14 protein-coding genes are annotated in these 17,326 nt (G+C 73.8%); 7 read left to right on the top strand and 7 right to left on the bottom strand.

Annotation, left to right across the window (positions count from 1 at the left end; all coding sequences use genetic code 11):
* Positions 1-24: 24 nt before the first annotated feature.
* The 6 genes from UW392_RS58465 to UW392_RS58440 form a co-directional block, all read right to left on the bottom strand.
* Complete coding sequence (locus UW392_RS58465; protein ID WP_320783649.1) at positions 25-1,152, bottom strand: aminopeptidase P family protein; 1,128 nt, start codon at positions 1,150-1,152, stop codon at positions 25-27.
* A gap of 116 nt (positions 1,153-1,268) precedes the next feature.
* Positions 1,269-3,518, bottom strand: a complete 2,250-nt coding sequence (cyc2, locus tag UW392_RS58460) for a germacradienol/geosmin synthase Cyc2 (protein WP_320783648.1) — start codon at positions 3,516-3,518, stop codon at positions 1,269-1,271.
* 69 nt (positions 3,519-3,587) lie between these two features.
* Complete coding sequence (locus UW392_RS58455; protein WP_320783698.1) at positions 3,588-3,725, bottom strand: hypothetical protein; 138 nt, start codon at positions 3,723-3,725, stop codon at positions 3,588-3,590.
* Positions 3,726-3,764: 39 nt separating this feature from the next.
* Positions 3,765-4,928, bottom strand: coding sequence for a damage-control phosphatase ARMT1 family protein (locus UW392_RS58450; protein ID WP_320783647.1), 1,164 nt, complete (start codon positions 4,926-4,928; stop codon positions 3,765-3,767).
* Positions 4,921-5,511, bottom strand: coding sequence for a hypothetical protein (locus UW392_RS58445; protein WP_320783646.1), 591 nt, complete (start codon positions 5,509-5,511; stop codon positions 4,921-4,923). Before UW392_RS58445 ends, UW392_RS58450 begins: the two co-directional genes overlap by 8 nt.
* A gap of 58 nt (positions 5,512-5,569) precedes the next feature.
* A complete protein-coding gene (locus tag UW392_RS58440) occupies positions 5,570-6,601 on the bottom strand; it encodes a GAF domain-containing protein (protein WP_320783645.1) in 1,032 nt (343 codons plus the stop codon).
* A 591-nt stretch (positions 6,602-7,192) separates the two neighbouring features.
* Between UW392_RS58440 and UW392_RS58435 the strand changes: the two genes are divergently transcribed.
* From UW392_RS58435 to UW392_RS58405, 7 genes are all read left to right on the top strand, one after another.
* Positions 7,193-9,130: a beta-ketoacyl synthase N-terminal-like domain-containing protein gene (locus tag UW392_RS58435; protein WP_320783644.1), complete on the top strand. Its 1,938-nt coding sequence runs from the start codon at positions 7,193-7,195 to the stop codon at positions 9,128-9,130.
* Positions 9,127-10,719: an amino acid adenylation domain-containing protein gene (locus tag UW392_RS58430; RefSeq protein ID WP_320783643.1), complete on the top strand. Its 1,593-nt coding sequence runs from the start codon at positions 9,127-9,129 to the stop codon at positions 10,717-10,719. The genes UW392_RS58435 and UW392_RS58430 overlap by 4 nt, the downstream gene beginning before the upstream one ends.
* A gap of 65 nt (positions 10,720-10,784) precedes the next feature.
* A complete protein-coding gene (locus tag UW392_RS58425; RefSeq protein ID WP_320783642.1) occupies positions 10,785-11,975 on the top strand; it encodes an NAD(P)/FAD-dependent oxidoreductase in 1,191 nt (396 codons plus the stop codon).
* Positions 11,976-12,239: 264 nt separating this feature from the next.
* Positions 12,240-14,849, top strand: coding sequence for a nitrate- and nitrite sensing domain-containing protein (locus UW392_RS58420; protein ID WP_320783641.1), 2,610 nt, complete (start codon positions 12,240-12,242; stop codon positions 14,847-14,849).
* A gap of 97 nt (positions 14,850-14,946) precedes the next feature.
* Complete coding sequence (locus tag UW392_RS58415) at positions 14,947-15,375, top strand: roadblock/LC7 domain-containing protein (RefSeq protein ID WP_320783640.1); 429 nt, start codon at positions 14,947-14,949, stop codon at positions 15,373-15,375.
* Positions 15,368-15,742: a DUF742 domain-containing protein gene (locus tag UW392_RS58410; RefSeq protein ID WP_320783639.1), complete on the top strand. Its 375-nt coding sequence runs from the start codon at positions 15,368-15,370 to the stop codon at positions 15,740-15,742. Before UW392_RS58415 ends, UW392_RS58410 begins: the two co-directional genes overlap by 8 nt.
* The gene (locus UW392_RS58405; protein ID WP_320783638.1) at positions 15,723-16,319 is read left to right on the top strand and encodes a GTP-binding protein; all 597 of its coding nucleotides are present in this window, start codon (positions 15,723-15,725) and stop codon (positions 16,317-16,319) included. Before UW392_RS58410 ends, UW392_RS58405 begins: the two co-directional genes overlap by 20 nt.
* 17 nt (positions 16,320-16,336) lie before the next feature.
* Here the strand turns inward: UW392_RS58405 and UW392_RS58400 are convergent, their stop codons facing one another.
* Positions 16,337-17,308 carry an adenosine kinase gene (locus UW392_RS58400; RefSeq protein ID WP_414497588.1) on the bottom strand — a complete coding sequence of 324 codons (972 nt, stop codon included), beginning with the start codon at positions 17,306-17,308 and terminating at the stop codon, positions 16,337-16,339.
* Positions 17,309-17,326: the final 18 nt, after the last annotated feature.

Raw genomic sequence — 17,326 nt, 5'->3', positions numbered from 1 at the left:
GCGGCCGGCGGACGCCGTACGCGGTCAGTCGACTATCGCCAGCTCGCGCGAGGTGGTGTTGAGGCGGCGCCCGCCGTCCCCGGTCACGGTCACGATGTCCTCGATGCGCACGCCGAAGCGGCCGGGCAGGTAGATCCCGGGCTCCACGGAGAAGCACATCCCGGGCACCAGGGGCCGCTCCTCGCCCTCGACCATGTACGGCGGCTCGTGGGTGGTGACGCCGATGCCGTGCCCGGTGCGGTGGACGAAGTACGCGCCGTACCCGGCCCCGTCGACGACCGCGCGGGCGGCCCGGTCGACGTCCTGGCAGGCGGCGCCCGGCCGAACGGCCCGGCAGCCCTCCTCCTGGGCGGCGCGCACGACCTCGTGCACCCTGCGCTCCTCGGCGTCCGGTTCGCCGACGTGCACGGTGCGCGAGGTGTCGGACCCGTAGCCGTCCTTGAGGCCGCCGAAGTCGAGGACCACCATGTCACCGCGGACGATGGTCCGTCCGCCGGGCTCGTGGTGCGGGTCGGCGCCGTTGGGGCCCGAGGCGACGATGGTGAAGTCGACCTGGGAGTGGCCGGTGTCCCGGAGCAGCCCGGCGAGGTCGGCGGCGACGTCGGTCTCCCGCCGGCCGCCGAAGCGCACCCGCAGGATCTCCTCGTACACGGCGTCGGCGGCCGCGCCCGCGGCGGCCAGGCGGTCCAGTTCCGCCGCGTCCTTGACCGCGCGCAGCATGGGCAGGGCCTCCGTGAACGACGCGTACCCCGTGTCGGGCAGCCGCCGCTGGAGGCCGAGGAGGTGCATCGCCCAGGTGTTGTCGCTGACGGCGTAGCGCCGGGTGCGGCCGCCGGTGCGGGCGAGGAGGGAGGCGGCGGCCTCGTAGGGGTCCTGGCCGTCGGTCCAGTCGCGCAGGGTGAGCGCGGGTGCCGCCCGGGCCGCGTCGGGCGCCTCCAGGGCCGGCACCACCAGGACGGGGTCCTCACCGGGCCGCAGCAGCAGGAGCGTGAGCCGCTCGGTCTCCACCGGCCGGTACCCCGTCAGCCACACCAGGTCGGGCCCGGGCGCGACCAGGAGGCCGTCGAGTCCGGCGGCGGCCGCCGCCGACTCCGCGCGCCGCATGCGGGCCGCGTGGTCGTCGGCGGTGAAGGGCGCGGGCGTGGCGGTCATCCGTTCCTCCGTGGTCCTGGGGTCCGCGAGGGGTCTACGGGCAGCATCCTGCCCGTCCGCCGCGGCGGGCGCGAGCGGATCGCGGCGTGGCGTCCCGAACGGCCCGGACCGGCACGTCACAGCACCGCCGGTGCCGCTCGCCGGACCGGCGGTGCGGGTGCCCGGTCCGGCAGGAAGCCGTGGGCGCGGCGGGCGAGGTGGTCGGCGCGGTAACGGCGGACCGCGCGGTGCCAGTTGAGGATGCCGGCCATCCAGTCGCGCAACTGGACCACGTACCCGTCCAGACCGGCGCGTGCCTCGGGCGAGAGGCCGAGGTCCTCGCGGAGGACGGGCAGTTCGTGCCGGGTGATGTGCTGGAACTGCCTCATGCGCTGGGTCGTCAGGTCGTGGACGACGCCGAGCGCGGCCGGGTAGTCGCAGCCGAAGAAGTGCTGCACGACCAGGATGCCGTTGTGGAGCTCGCCCTCGTACTCGATCTCCTTCTGGTACGAGAACACGTCGTTGACGAGCATCGCGTAGTCGGTGGCGGCCCGCTCCAGGGACCGGACGGGGCCGCTGCGGTACACCTCGGGCGGGAGCGCCGGTCCGTGGCCCCGGCGGCACAGGTTCATGGTGAGCTCGGAGCCGGAGGTCGCGCGGCGCATCTCCAGGTAGTCGACGGGGTCCGGGACGCGGTTCTGCAGCTGGTTGGAGAGCTCCCACAGCCAGGCGGCGGTCATCGTCCCCACCGACGCCCGCAGGGCGCGGCGGGCCTCGCGGGTCATCGGGGCCGTGGTGTCGCGCCAGAGGTCGGTCAGGCCGCGCTCCAGCGCGTTGCCCGGGACGAGTGGCTCCGCGTCGTCCTCCACGGGCATGCACGCGGACAGACGTTCGGTGCACAGCCGGGCTCCGGCGAGGTCGCGCCGGTGACCGAAGACGAGGGGGTAGTAGTCGTCGCCGTACGTGCCCCAGGCCAGCCACCGGGAGCTCAGGTCGAGCGCCTCCGCGCTTCCGTCGGGGTCCAGTCCCGCCGCGCACAGCGGCAGGTCGCCCGCGTCGAGCTTGTCCTCGTCCCAGACGCCCTCGGCGAGCAGGCCCGTGCGCCGCGCCCACGGCAGGAGCCGCTGCCGCGCCCCGTCGAGCCCGGGGTTCAGCCGTACGTCGAACGGCATGGGGAGGTCCGGGATCAGGGAGGGGCCGACCTTCCGGAACGGGACGTGGGCGTGGGCGCGCGGCCTCCGCCACTGCCCGTGGGGCGTGGGAGGTGTCCCCGTGGCGCCGGCCCCGGTGAGCAGGGCGCCCACGTCGGCGGCGGACCTGCCGAGGCCCGCCCGCCACAGCGGCACCGGTCCGGTGAGCACCGCGCCGCCGAGGTCCAGCGGCCCGCGCGCGGACGCGGCGCCCTCGTTCATGTACCGGCTGGACCGCAGGTGCCACTCGTGGCCGCCCGACTGCCAGTCCTGGAGCCCCTTCGTGTAAGCGGCGACGGCGGCCACCTCGCCGGGGGTGAGCCCCCGCTCCGCGGCGAGCGCGGGCACCTCGGTGAGCGCCGTGTGCTCGAACTGGTGGAGCCGGGAGGTCAGGATGTCGTTGACGGTGTCGGCCGCCTGTTGCGTCGTACAGCCGAAGAACGTCTCCAGGACGAGGACGCCGTTGCTGAGTTCGCCCTCGTCCTCGACCTCCCGCTGGTAGGAGAACAGGTCGTTGCGCAGGTGGACGGCGTCCGCGAAGGTCTCCGTCAGCACCCTGAGCGGCCTGGTGCCCGCCGCGCGCGCGGGGACCTCGGCCGTCGCGTACTCCACGAGCCCCGCCGACCAGGGGGCGCCGCCCACCTTGCGGCGCATCTCGATGTACTCGACGGGGTTGGCGACCCGCCCCTCGTCGATGTTGGACAGCTCCCACAGCGACTCCTCGAGCAGGTTCGCGGTGGCCTCCGCGAACCGGGCGCGCCACTCCCGCGACATCGACGGGACCGTGCGCGCCCACAGGTCGGCGAGGCCCGCCTCGACCGGGTTCTCCGGCTCCGGTACGGGGGCGGCGGGGTCGAGCGGCATGAACAGGGGCAGCCGGTCGAGGTGGGCCCGGCCGCCGGCGCGGTCCCGGCCGCGCTTGAATGCCTCCAGGAAGTGGTCGTCGAAGAAGAAGACCCACACGTACCAGTCGGTGATCAGGGAGAGCGCCGGGCCGTCGCAGTCGGGGTGCGTGTACGCGCACAGCAGCCCGTAGTCGTGCGCGTCGAGGTCGGCCCGCTCCCAGACGCCGGACCCCTCCAGCATGCCCATGCCGCACGCCCAGGCGACGGAGTGGGCGCGGGCCTCGTCCAGGTGCGGGTTGAGCCGCGCGGGGTACGGCAGGTAGAAGTGCGGCAGACGGAACGGCTGTGTCATGGCCGGGCACTACCCGGGCCCCCGCGGGCGCATCCGGATCCCCGGACGGGCTCACACCATCGCGTGAATTCACGGCGGGGGCCCGCCCCAGCGCCCCTTCCGCACGTGTCGGGCCAGGTCACGCAGCGCCTCGCCGAGCGCGGCCACCCCTTGCGCGATCGCTCCGGGCGGGGTGGCCGCGTAGCCCAGGACGAGACCGGGGCGCACCGGACCATATGCCGGGCGGGCCGGGCCGGGCCGGTCCGGCTACGGACGGACCTGGATCAGCGCGTGCGTCCCGCTCGTCCGCCAGCGGTGTCCCTCCGCGGCGTCGAGCCGGGCCTCCGTGTCCGGGGTGAGGCCGGTGATCACGTCCGACTTGAGGGTGCGCAGGGCGGCGACCGGGCCGGGGAAGTACGCCGTCACCTCCACGTACGGCGTGGTCGGCGGCCACATCCGGTCACCCACCAGACGGCGGTAGTTGAGGTCGCCCTTCATGACGGTGACGTCCGCGGCGGCGAAGTCCGCGCGCAGGTCGTCCGGCATGTCCGCGTACGGCAGCGGGCCGCAGGAGAAGGGGTGGGCGCGCAGGGTGATCCGGCCGTCGGCCAGCGCGGACCACAGGCGGCGGCCCTGCTCCGTACCGGCGTCGGTCAGGTGCCGTACGGCGTCGACGACGTCGGCGGTCGTGGCGTCGGACACGTAGTAGGGGTACGGCTTCAGGTGCAGCACGGCCCGCCGGACGTGGCCGTGGAGCAGGAGGTGGTCGACGAGGAGCAGGTCGGGGACGAGTTCGCGGCCCGCGTTGTCGGCGACGAGGACCAGCGTCCCGGCCCCGTCGAGCAGCCGCCACAGCGTCCCGGCGTCGTCGGCGACGAGTTCGGCGGCGTTCGTCCCGTCGTCGTCCGCGTCGTCCTCGTCGGCCTGCTGGAGGCGGAAGCCGAGGTCGGCGCGGTTGCCCCAGAGCGAGCCGTGCAGCAGGGCCGTGCGCTGCTCCGCGGGGGCCGCGGCGGACAGCCGGTCCAGGGCGGCGATCTCCGCGCGGGCCTCGGGGCCGGCGAGTTCGGCGAGCTTGAAGGGCCGGAACGGGTCCACGCCCTGCCACGGGGAGGGCCCGAAGAAGCCGACGGCGTGCAGCAGCCGGCGGTAGAACCAGCTCTCGGACCAGAGGAAGGGCACCTCGAACCAGGACCGGCCGACGTACGCGTCCACACCCCACGCCCGCCACCACGCGTCACCGTCCAGTGCCTCGACCGTGCCCTCCACGGCGCTCTCCAGCAGGGCGTCCAGGGCACGGTGCCGGTCGGGGCCGTACGGGAAGGCGTCGCGCACCCGGCGGATGAGCGCGGGATGGCGTTCGGCCAGCACGCCGTACGGGAAGGACGCCGGGTCGGCGGCGGTGATCACGGGGGCGGCGGGCGCGTCAGGCATGGTCCGATACTCCCCCCGGTCGCGCCGGGCGGGCCGGAGGCAGGGCCACGTCCGCGGCCCGCTCGTCGAGTTCCTTCAGTTGCTCGTGGAACCCGGCCTCGGTCCACACGTACTTCTTGAACTGCTCGGGGGTGATCGGGTGGGGCCAGGGGTCACCGCCCGGGAAGAACACCGCCGCGCACCCGGAGCAGTAGGACGCCGAGCGCCACAGCGCGTCGGCGCGCGGCTCCCCCGCCGCCACCGCGCGCCGCTCGCGGATCTCGCCGACGACCACCTTGACCGTGACGGCGAACAGGAGCACCGCCAGCAGCGAGCCGCCGACCGTGTGCAGCGGCTTGCCGTGCTGGATGCCGTCGTGGGCGAGGGCGCCGCCCACCAGGGTCAGCAGCAGGCCCTCGACGGTGTGCAGGCCGGTGTCGAAGCGGGACGTGACGCCCGGCTGCCTCGCCAGCCGGTCGGACAGGCCGCCGCGCACCGACTCCGGGTCGGCGCAGGTCTCGGGGACCGTACGCACCTCGGCCCCGGACCCGCCGCATCCCGGACACACCGTCTCCACGGGCCCCGGGGCCCCTTCGCTCACCATGCGCCCACGCTAGCGGCCGACCGGCCGCCGGTGGCCCGCGGGAACCCCCCGGAGCGGCTCAGACCCGCTGTCCCGGGAACGCGCCCGCGGCGCTGCCCGAGCCCAGCCGTTCGAAGCGCTCCTGCACGTTGGCGGCGAACGCCTGCTGCTCGTGGCCGGCGAAGGGCTGCCCCGTGATGTTCATGGCCACGGTGAGGACGCCGCTGATGGGCGCGCCGGGCGAGGTGCGCACCGGGGTGCACAGGAAGCTGAAGTCCTGCGGCTGCGCGGAGTCGTACGTGCTGAGCTGCACCCGGGGCAGGGTGGCCGCGCGGCCGGTGTGGAAGGCCTCGTCCATGGCGTTGAAGACCCCGACGGACTCCAGACCGGGCAGCGCGACGCGGCCCGGGCTGAACTGCGGCACCATGCCGAAGGCGTTGCCCTGCTTGCCGTTGGCGTAGCGCAGCAGGTGGTTGGCGCCCTCGGTGAGCATGATGGGGAACGGGGCGCCGTCGAACACGGCGAACAGCTCCTGCTGCTGGGCGAGGAGGCTGTCGCGGAGCCTGAAGTCGGCGAGCAGGGTCTCGGAGAGCTCCTGCATGGCCTGGCGGATCTCGCGGTCCCAGACCCGCGGCTTCATGTCGGCGACGCACACGGTGCCGAGGATCATGCCGGAGTTGTCGCGCAGCGGGGTGCCCAGGTACGAGCGCACACCCATGTCGTTGACCAGCGGGTTGCCCTTGAAGCGCGGGTAGTCGAAGACGTCCTCGAGGGCGAGCTGGGACCCCTGGGCCACCACGTGGGGGCAGAACCCGTAGTCGTTGGGCGCCTCACGGGCGACGCTGCTGAGGTCGAAGACGATGCCGCCGCCCGCGGGGTCCGCCTTCTCCTCGGGCGACGCGGTGGGCACGTACATGCCGCGGAACATCTGCCGCTCGTCGTTGATGAAGTTCACCATGGCCAGCGGGGCTTGGGTGAAGCTGGCCGCAAGACGGGCGACGCGGTCGAACGTGGCCTCTGTTTCGACGCTGTTGAGGCCGAGAACCTGCAGCCGCAGCTTGCGCTGCTCGCTCGCGATGCGCGACTGCTCGGATGTCTTGAGGGGATCCATGAGGTCAGATGAAAGCAGAATATCGGACTCCGCGGATCACCCCTCCCGTGAAAACCCGTCTCGTTTCACACCCTCTGAACACCCGTACCGCGGAGCGGCCTTGATCACGTTTCCCACGTGAAGGGCCTGACGGCCACCACTTCCGCCCCATCCGTCACACGTACCCAATCTCGGAGTCTGTCTAAATATTTCCATGTTTCACATCGACCGATCACTTCCCGCCAAACCTGGGGCGGAATTCAAGCGGAAACGATTTTGCGTAGACAATCTTTCGGTGGGCTGGATTTCGGCGATCACGCGTGCGGTGCTCCTGGGAGGAAGAGCGGGGGCCGGTGTGCCAAGTGCGGTACGAGCTGCGGGCACCCCGCCGCCACGTGACACCGGGCACCGCGGCACCCCGGGCGATTTCACGCCAAGATCAACATCTTGGGCGGCTGCGAACGAGGATGACCCCGGTACGACGGCGTCCGGGGGTTCACCTCACACTCGTATCCCTGTCACCATCCGCCCCACGGGGCCTCCGACCCCCGGGCGGACGTCAAGCGCGCCACCCCCACACGCACATCGACGAAGCAGCGAAGGAGAGTTGCGTTGAAGAAGTCGGACGTGGACGCACGGTCGGTCGCGGTGATCGGCATGGCCTGCCGGCTGCCGGGCGCCTCCGGGGCCGATGAGCTGTGGTCCCTGCTGCGGGCCGGCGTCGACGCCACCAGCGAGACACCACCCGACCGGTACGGCGCCGACGCCCTCCACGACCCCCGCCCGGGTCCCGGACGGCTCGCCGGGCACCGCGCCGGACATGTCGCCGTGGCCGACTTCGACGCCGCCTTCTTCGGCATGTCCGCCACCGAGGCCGTCGAACTCGACCCGCAGCAACGGCTGTTGCTGATGACGGCCTGGGAGGCGCTGGAGGACGCCGGCCAGCGCCCCGACCTGCTCGCGGGCAGCCGCACCGGCGTCTTCGTCGGCAACGCCCGCGCGGACCACCTGGAGCTGGCGCTCCGCAGGGGACCGCAGGCGGCGACGGCGTCCCAGCTGCTCAACTTCCGTTCCCTGCTCTCCGCCCGGCTGTCGCACTTCCTCGACCTCCGCGGCCCCAGCGTCGTCGTGGACACGGCGTGCTCCTCGTCGCTCACCGCCGTGCACCAGGCGGTGCAGAGCCTGCGCGCCGGGGAGAGTCCGCTGGCCCTGGCCGCCGGGGTGAACCTCAGACTGCGCCCGGACGAAGGCGTCGTGATGACCGCGGCCGGGTCCATGTCCGCCGACGGCCGCAGCAGGTTCGGCGACGCGGGCGCCGACGGCCACGCGCCGAGCGACGCGGTCGGCGTGGTGGTGCTGAAACCGCTCCGGGCCGCCCTCGCCGACGGCGACCGGGTGCGCGCCGTCATCCAGGGCAGCGCCATCGGCAACGACGGCGGCACCAGCGACTCCGTCCTCAACCCCTCGCTCACCGGGCAGATCGAGGTGCTGCGCTGGGCGTACGAGGACGCCGGCCTCGACCCCGCCGAGGTGGACTACGTGGAGGCGCACGGGTCGGGCTCCCCCGTCCTGGACCCGCTGGAGCTGACCGCGCTCGGCGAGGTGCTGGGCGCGGGCCGTCCCGCCGACCGGCCCCTGCTGGTGGGCTCCGTGAAGACGAACGTCGGCCACGCCGAGGCCGCCGGCGGGCTCACCGGGCTGCTCAAGGCGGTGCTGTGCCTGGAGCACGGACAGGTGCCGGCCAGTCTGCACCTGCGCACCCCGAGCCCCCGGGTCGACTGGCAGCGGCTGCCGGTGGTGATCCCGCGCGCGCTCCAGGACCTGCCCGACCGGGGCCGCCCGGCCGTCGTGGGCGTCTCCGGACAGGGCTCCTCCGCGCTCAACGCCCATGTGGTGCTGCGCCAGGCCGACCCGCCGAGAGTCCGTGTCAAGGCGCTCAGGCCGCGCAGGGCGTACGTGCTCCCGTTGTCCGCCCGCACCCCCGCCGCCCTCACCGCCCTCACCCGCGCGTACGCCGAGTACCTGCGCCCCGGCGGCCCGGGCACGGCCCACGCGGTGCGCGACATCTGCTTCAGCGCGGCCACCCGCCGCCAGCACCACGCCTGCCGGCTGGCCGTCGTCGGCGCCTCGCACGAGGAGCTGGCCGCGGCGCTCACCGGTCCGCACGCCGGTCCGGTGCACACCTCGCAGGCCGCCGACCGCTACCGCGCCGGACTGGACGTGGACTGGGGCGCGGAGTTCGGCAAGCGCGGCCACTACGTGCCGCTCCCCCTCTACCCCTGGCAGACCGAGCGGTACTGGCCCGGCGACCGGCGCTCCGACGACGGCGGCGGCGACCTGTCCTCCTGGGTCCTGCGCGAGCACGCCCGCACCGGCTTCGACGACGGCTCCACCCTCACCGAGATAGGCATCGACTCGCTCGCCAGGCTGCGCATCGTGGTGGAGCTGACGAAGCGCTCCGGCCGGGAGATCGATCCCGAGGAGTTCGGCCGGCTGCGCACGGTGGGCGAACTGCGCGCGTGGACGCGGGCGCTGGGGGCCGCGGCGTGAGCAGCGGGACGCCGTCGCGCTGCGGCGAGGAGGACGGAGCCGGGGAACCGCTCGGCCCGGTGCGTCCGGGCCGGCCGCCCGAGGACCTGTACGCCTGGTTCGCCCGCTCCGCCGACGAGCTGGGCGACACCGCCGTCGCCCTGGAGATCGGCGCGGACCGGTACACCTACGCCGGGCTGCGGGACCTCGCCGAGCGGATCGCGGCCCGGCTGGCCGCGGCGGGGGCCGGTGTCCCGCCGCGGCGGATCGGCCTGCTGGCGAGCCGCTCGGTGCTCGCGTACGCGGGGTACCTGGCGATCCTGCGGGCCGGGGCGACCGTCGTCCCGCTCAACCCGGAGCACCCGGCCGGGCGGACCGCGGACATCGTGCGGGCGGCGGGCCTGGACCTGGTCCTCGCCGACACGCCGGGCCCCGCCCCGGTGGTCCCCCGGCTCGTCCTCACCCCCGACGACCTCGCGGCCCTCCCGGCCGGTCCGGTGGTCGGCGCCGACCACCCCCGGCCCGGCCCCGACGACCTCGCGTACATCATCTTCACCTCCGGCTCCACGGGCGCCCCGAAGGGGGTGCCGATCACCCACCGGAACATCGGCGCCAACATCGGCCACCTCGCCCCCCGGTACGGCATCGGACCCGGCAGCCGGCTCTCCCAGACCTTCGAGCTCACCTTCGACGCCGCGGTGCACGACCTCTTCGTGGCCTGGGCGGGCGGCGGGACGCTGGTCGTGCCGGCCCGCAGCCAGCTGCTGTCCCCGGTGCGGACGGTCAACGCGCTGGGCCTGACGCACTGGTTCTCGGTGCCGTCGCTGATCACCTTCGCCTCCCGGCTCGGCACCCTGGAGCCCGGCTCCATGCCGACGCTGCGGTGGAGCGTCTTCGGCGGCGAACCGCTCACCCTGGCCGCGGCCCGCGAATGGCGGGAAGCCGCGCCGCAGAGCGCTCTCGAAGTGCTGTACGGACCCACCGAGCTGACCGTCTCCTGCACCGCGTACCGCTTCCCCGCCGACCCGGCCGACTGGCCCGCGACCCCCAACGGCACCGCCCCCATCGGCCGCTGCCACCCGACGCTGGACTTCCTGCTGCTGGACGGGGACGGCCGGCCGGCCGACCACGGCGAACTGTGCGTGCGCGGCCCGCAGCGCTTCCCCGGCTACCTGGACCCGGTGAACAACATCGGCCGTTTCCTGGGTCTCGACGAGGCGCGCCAGCCCGACGGGACGGCCTGGTACCGCACGGGGGACCGAGTGGTCCTGCGTGAGGGCCAGTTGGTCCATCTCGGCCGCACCGACCACCAGGTGAAGATCAGGGGTCACCGGATCGAACTGGGGGAGATCGAGGCCATGCTGCGCGAACAGGACGGCGTGCGGGACGCGGTCGTCCTCCCCGTGCCCGCCCCGGACGGCGAGCCGGAGCTCCAGGCCGTGGTCAGCGGCGCCGGCTGCGTGCCCGACCGGATCTACGCGGGCCTGGGCGACCGGCTGCCGCCGTACATGCTGCCGCGCCGGATCTCCGTCCTCGACGCGCTGCCCCTGAACATCAACGGCAAGATCGACCGCCGGGCCCTGCTCAGCACGCTCTCCCGCTCCGTCTGAGCCGCCCCGCCGCGTCCCGTTCCTCCTCGTTCCCTCGCTCCTACCCGCAAGTGAGGCACTTCCCCATGTACGACGCCATCGTGGTCGGCGCGCGCTGCGCCGGGGCCCCCGTCGCCCTGTTGCTGGCCCGCGCCGGGCACCGGGTGCTCCTGCTCGACAAGGGCACGCTCGGCTCCGACGTCCTCTCCACCCACCTCGTCCACCAGCCCGGCGTCGCCGCCCTCGCCCGCTGGGGGCTGCTCGACGCCGTGCGCGCCTCCGGCTGCCCGCCCCTCACCCACGTCCGCTACGAGGTGACGGGCACGGACATCCGGCTGGAAGGGTGCGCCCGGGGCGTCGAGGGCCAGCGCGCCGGGTTCGCGCCCCGGCGGCCCGTCCTGGATCCCGTGCTGGTGCGGGCGGCGGTCGCGGCCGGCGCCGAGTACCGCGAGGGCTGCGCGGTGACCGGCCTGCTGCGCGACGACGCGGGCCGGGTCGTCGGCGTCGAGGGCAGGCACGCCGGACGGGCCTTCACCGAACGCGCCCGCCTGGTGATCGGCGCCGACGGCATGCGCTCCACCGTCGCCGGGCTGGCCGGGGCGCGGTTCACAGTGGAGGACGCCCGGCTGACCTGCGCCTACTACACGTACTGGACGGACGTCCCGGCCGGCCTCGAGCTGTACGAGGGGGTCGGGTCCTGGGTCGCGGCGGTCGCGACCAACGACGGCGCGACGCTGGTCCTCGCCTATTTCCCGCAGTCCCGGTTCGACGAGGTGCGGGCCGACGCGTTCACCGCGTACCTGGAGCAGATCCGCGTCACCGCGCCGGAGCTGTACGAACGGCTGCGGGGCAGGCAGCCGGTCGAGCGGCTGCGCGGGACGGGCGACCAGCGGAACTTCTTCCGGCAGGCCACCGGTCCCGGCTGGGTCCTGGTCGGCGACTCCGGGCACCACAAGGACTCCATCACCGCGCGCGGCATCAGCGACGGTTTCCGGCAAGCGGAATCACTCGCACAGCACACCGGACCCGTTCTGGGCGACGGTCCGGAACGGCTCGATGCGGCCCTGCGGGCGTTCGCCGACGACCGCGACACCGCGCTCGCCCCGGGCTACGAGGCCACGCTGGCGGCCGCCCGGCTCGACCCGCACGCACAGCGGTTGTCCCTGCTGAGAGCGGTACAGACGGACCCCGAACTGACATCGATCTACTTCGATGTGGTAGCCGGTATAGGGTCGGCCCAGGCACTTTACACCCCGAAACTACTGTCGCTCCTGTGATTGCCGTCAACTGGCCGGAACAGCACTTCAGTTGTGGTCAAGCGGATGCTGACGGTGAGCCGTGGGCCTGGTACGGTTCACACCGCCGCTGACATTTGCCAGGTCTGTGTCAAGGCGGCGCGCGGGGGATCTCGGGCACGCGCACCACCGCCCCTACCGTCACCAGTGTTCCGCTGTCGTACGAGGAATCAGATGCCAGGCACCCGCGACCGGCGGACACGTCATCGGTCCGCCTCTCGCAAGAATCTCCGGCTTTCGTTCGTCGTGCCGTTCGTCGTCCCCGCGGTCCTCGCCACCGGCGTGTGGGGCTACACGGCGGCCGGACTGATCGACGAACAGCTCCAGTTGCGGACCGAGTCGGACCGGGCCTCCTCGGTCGCCGGCCCGGCGCAGGAGCTCGTCACCCGGCTGCAGGAGGAGCGCCGCCACACCTCCGTCTGGCAGGGCGACCGCACCGGGGCCGCCCGCGAGGAGCTGGACGCGGCCCGGGGGGCGACGGACGATGCCGTCGCGGCGTACCGCGGCGCCGCCTCCACCGCCCTCGGCACCGCCGCGCTCAGCGGCGGCGGCGAGCGGCTCGGGCAGGCGCTGGACGAGCTCGCCGAGCGGCGTGAGGCCGTCGACGACCGCAGCCTGAACAGTGCGGACACCTTCCAGTTCTTCACCGGCGCCGTCGCCGGCGGCACCGATCTGATCGCCGCCGCGCTGCGCAGCGAGGACGCCGCCCTCGCCGGGACCGGTGCCGCCACCACCGCCCTGGTACGGCTCACCGAGATGCTCGCCCGGGAGGACGCGCTGATCTCCGGGGCGCTGCCCGCGGAGGAGATGAGCGACACCACGCGCTCCCGGTTCCTCCAGTACCTGGCGGTGCAGCAGGAGTTGCGGGCCTCACTGACCTCCCGTGACCTGCCCGCGGGCGGCGCCGCCGGCTACGGGGAGATCACCGGCAGCCGGCAGTGGACGTCCATCGGCGTCATCGAGAACGCCGTCCAGGACGCGGGCGGCACGGGTCTGCCGCTGCCCCGGCAGGCCTCGTCCTGGCCGGACGCCGCCGACAGCGTCGTGGGCGGTCTGCAGTCGCTGGGCGCGGACTCGGTGCGGGGCGTCTCCGACGAGGCCTCGGACCGGGCCGGCGACCTGCTGCTCGGCCTGCTGCTCGGCACCGCCGCCACCCTCGCCGCGCTCGTCGGCGGGGCGCTGCTGGCGCTGCGCGGCCGGCGCAGAGCCCTGGACCGCATCTGTGAGCTCCAGAAGAGGACCGAGGAGCTGTCGGGCGTCCGGCTGCCGCAGCTGATGTCCCGCATCGAGCGCGGCGAGCGCGTCGAACCGCAGCCGCTCGCCCCCGAGCAGCAGACCGCGGACGACGAACTGGCACGGCTCGGCGCGGCCATCACCCACCTGGGCAATGTCGCCGCCGACACCGCCGTACGGCAGAACCTCGGCCGCGAGGGGACCGAGAAGGTCTTCTCCCAGCTCATCCGGCGCACCCAGATCCTCATCCACCGCCTCATCTCGCTCCTGGACGACCTGGAGCGCAAGCACGAGGACTCCGACCTGCTGAAGGACATCTTCAAGGTCGACCACCTCGCCACCCGGGTCCGGCGGCACGCGGAGAACCTGGTCATCCTCTCCGGTTCGCCGCCGAGCCGCCGGATGACCGCCCCCGTCTCCATCACCGACGTGATGCGCAGCGCGGTCGCCGAGACCGAGTCGTACACCCGCGTCAAGGTGAAGAACCTGCCCGCGGACCTGCGTCTCGCGCTGACCGGCCGGGCCGTCGCCGACGTCACCCACCTGCTCGCCGAGCTCATCGAGAACGGCACCAGCTTCTCCCCGCCGGACACCCAGGTGTTCATCAGCGCCACCCGGGTGGCCAAGGGGCTGGCCGTGCACGTCGAGGACCACGGCCTCGGCATGCCGGAGGACCTGCGCGAGAAGGCCAACCACCTGCTCGCGCACCCGCCCAAGGTCGACATGACCGCGCTGGGCGAGGACCCGCGCCTCGGCCACTTCGTGGTGGCGCGGCTCGCCGAGCGGTACAAGATCAAGGTGGAGCTGCGCGAGTCGGTGTACGGCGGCACGCTCGTCGTCGTGCTGCTGCCGGCCGACCTGCTGGAGGACATCGAGTCGCCGGTCCTGGACCAGCTGCAGTCGGCGGCCGCGGCGCAGAACCGGGCCGTGCGGGAGTCCGGCGAGCGGACCGGCATACCGGCGGACGGGAGAACCGGCGCCCCGGCGGCCGCCGCGGCCTCCGCGGTGTCCGGAACGGCGCTCGCGGGCCCGGCCGTCGGTGCCGTCCCGGGTGGCGCGGGCACCGTGAGCGCGGGTACGGCCGCGCACTCCGGTACGAACGCGGGCTCCGGGGCGACCGCCCGGACGCCTGCCCCGGAGGTCCTGACGCACTCCCGGACGCCGGACCACAGCGGGTTCCCCGACTACGGGGGCGCGGGCCTGCTGCCGCCCGCGCCGGAGCACACGCCGGGCTCCCGAAACGTTTCCGCGGCCGCGTGGGCGGCGCCGCAGGAACACCCCGCGCACCGCGCCGAGTCCGGCGCGCGGGACGGCCGTACGTCCGCCCCCGCGGCGGCCCCGGGCACCTCGGCCGCACGGCCAGCCCAGGAGGCGACCGGTCCGCTGAGCACGCCCACGGTCCTGCCGCAGCGGACCCGGGGGGCCAGCCTCGCCCAGCAGTTGCGCAAGGAGGCGGACCACCAGAACGACAGCCCCGACAGGGCGAACGGCCTCTCCCCGGACGCCTCCGCCCGCACGATGCTCGCCATCCAGCAGGGGCTGAAGCGGGCCCGGTTCTCCGAGGACGGCGGGCCGGACGGCACGGACGACCGGAAGGCGCCGCGAGACCCTGGCGCTCACTGACGCGCGCCTGCGGGCGCCCTGACTCGGCGCACCTCACCCGATGCGCCGGCGGACCGGCGCACCCGCGGCGCCGACTAACTGTGAGGAAATTTCTAGGATGACTGAGCAGGTACACTCCGGTCCCCAGCTGGACTGGCTCCTGGACGGGCTGGTGGAACGGATACCGGAGATCCGCTGCGCCGTCGTGCTGTCCGGTGACGGCCTCCTCATCGGCAAGTCGAGAGACATCCGCCGGGACGACGCGGAACACCTCTCCGCGGTCGGCTCGGGCATGCACAGTCTGGCCCGGGGCGTGGCGCGGCACTTCCACGGCGGAGAGGTCCAGCAGACGGTCATCCAGATGGAGCGCGCGTTCCTCTTCGTCACCGCGGCCGGCCGGGGCGCGCGACTGGCGGCCATAGCCTCGGAGGAGGTCGACGTCGGGATGATGGCGTTCGAGATGGGCACCCTGGTCAAGCAGGTCGGCAAGTACCTGTCCGCCGAGCCGCGCGTGGGGACGCCGGCCGGGTACGCCCAGGATGCGTGAGCCTCGCTGGCTCGACGATGAGCAGGCCGGGCGCCACGTCCGGCCGTACGCCATCACCGGCGGCCGGACCCGGCACAGCCGGCACCACTTCACGCTGATCACGCTGGTCGTCTCGCGGCAGGAGCGCGCGTACGAACAGGACAATCTGGAACCGGAGTCGATGGCGATCCTCGCCCTGTGCCGCGATCGCGCGGTGGCGGTGGCCGAGATCGCCGGTCAGTTAGACCTGCCGGTCAGCGTGGTGAAGGTGCTCTGCGGCGACCTGCTCAACGCCGAGCTGATCATTGTCCAGTCCCCGCCCGAGCTGAGTGAGCAGCCGAGCGTGGAACTCATCGAAAGGGTGATGGATGGTATCCGTCAGCTCTGAACCGCTCCTGCCGACCGCCTTGAAGATCCTCATCGCGGGCGGGTTCGGCGTGGGCAAGACCACCATGGTGGGGTCGGTGAGCGAGGTGGCGCCGCTGGAGACCGAGGAGCGGATCACCGCGGCGAGCGTCGGTGTGGACGACCTGGCGGGCGTGGAGAAGAAGACGGCCACCACCGTCGCCATGGACTTCGGGCGCATCACGATCGCGCCCGAACTGGTGCTCTACCTGTTCGGCACGCCCGGCCAGGACCGCTTCTGGTTCATGTGGGACGACCTGTGCAGCGGGGCGCTGGGCGCCGTCGTCCTCGCGGACACCCGCCGGCTGGACGCCTCGTTCGCCTCGATCGACTTCTTCGAGGCGCGCGAGATCCCCTTCGCGGTGGGCGTGAACTGCTTCGACGGGCGCCGGGAGGCCACCGCCGCGCAGGTCCGCGACGCCCTCGACCTGGACCCGTCGACCCCGGTCGTCCTCTGCGACGTACGCGAACGGGCGTCCAGCAAGGAGGTCCTGCTGGCCGTCCTGGAGGCGGCCAGGAAGCAGGCGGAGGCCCGCCTCGCGACGACGGCCGGCAACTGACGCCCCGAGGACCCGTGTCATCCCCTCGGCCGGGCCCGCGCGGCCCGTGCGAGGAGCTCCTCCCGTGCGACGGGATGGGTGACGGTCGCCGGTACGGTGCAGGCGTGGGCCCCCGCGATCGCCCCGTACAGTCCGCACCGCGACGGCGGCTCGCCGGTCAGCATGCCGAAGAGGTACCCCGCCGCGAACGCGTCGCCGGCGCCGTTGGAGTCGACGACGCGAGCGGCGGGCTCGACGGCCGGGACATGGCTCAGTTCCCCGTCGACGAGCTGGTACGCCCCCTCGGCGCCGGCCGTGACGACGACCGTCCGGGCCCGGCCCCGCTCGGCGATCCGCCGCATGGTCTTCTCGGGCTCCGGCAGCGCGGCGGCCGACAGGAACACCACGTCGGCCGCGAGGGCGAAGGGCTCGTGGTACGGGTCCGCGCCGTCCCAGTCGTGCAGGTCCGTGGAGACGGTCGGCCCGGGGCCGCCCGTCCCGGCCGTCCCGGTCCTCAGCTCCTCCAGCAGCGGCAGGGTGTGGACGCAGGGCTGGGTGAGGGAGACGTGGACGTGGCGGGCGTTCACGGCGAGGGCCCGTACGGTGTCCGGCGGCAGCCGGTCCGCGTCCCGCGCGCGCGTGCTGTCGTACAGCGAAAGGCGCCGCCCGTCCGGCCCGACCAGGTTCACCGCGCGCTTCGTGCCGGCGGGCAGGAGCACCTCGGTGAGCGGGATGCCGCGCTCCCGGTGCAGCGCGCGGACCAGTTCGCCCTCGTGGTCGTCGCCGAGCATGTCGAGGTGGTGGGTGCGCAGCCCGAGCGCGTGCAGCCCGACGGTCACGAAGTCACCGGTCTGCCCGGCGCGGGTCTCGATGGCGGGCACCATGTGGCTGTCGGCGAGGGGCAGCGGCAGTTCGGGCACGTACACGATCGTGTCGACACCGGCCCCGCCGAGAACGAGCACGTCGATCCCGTCCCCGTCCCGCGCCGACGTCGTCCCCCGGTCGTCCACCGTCGCCGTCCCCCTGTC

The organism is Streptomyces sp. CRN 30, assembly GCF_034105845.1.
Note: the sequence above shows the minus strand (reverse complement) of the source record. Positions and strands in the feature narration are given on the sequence as shown.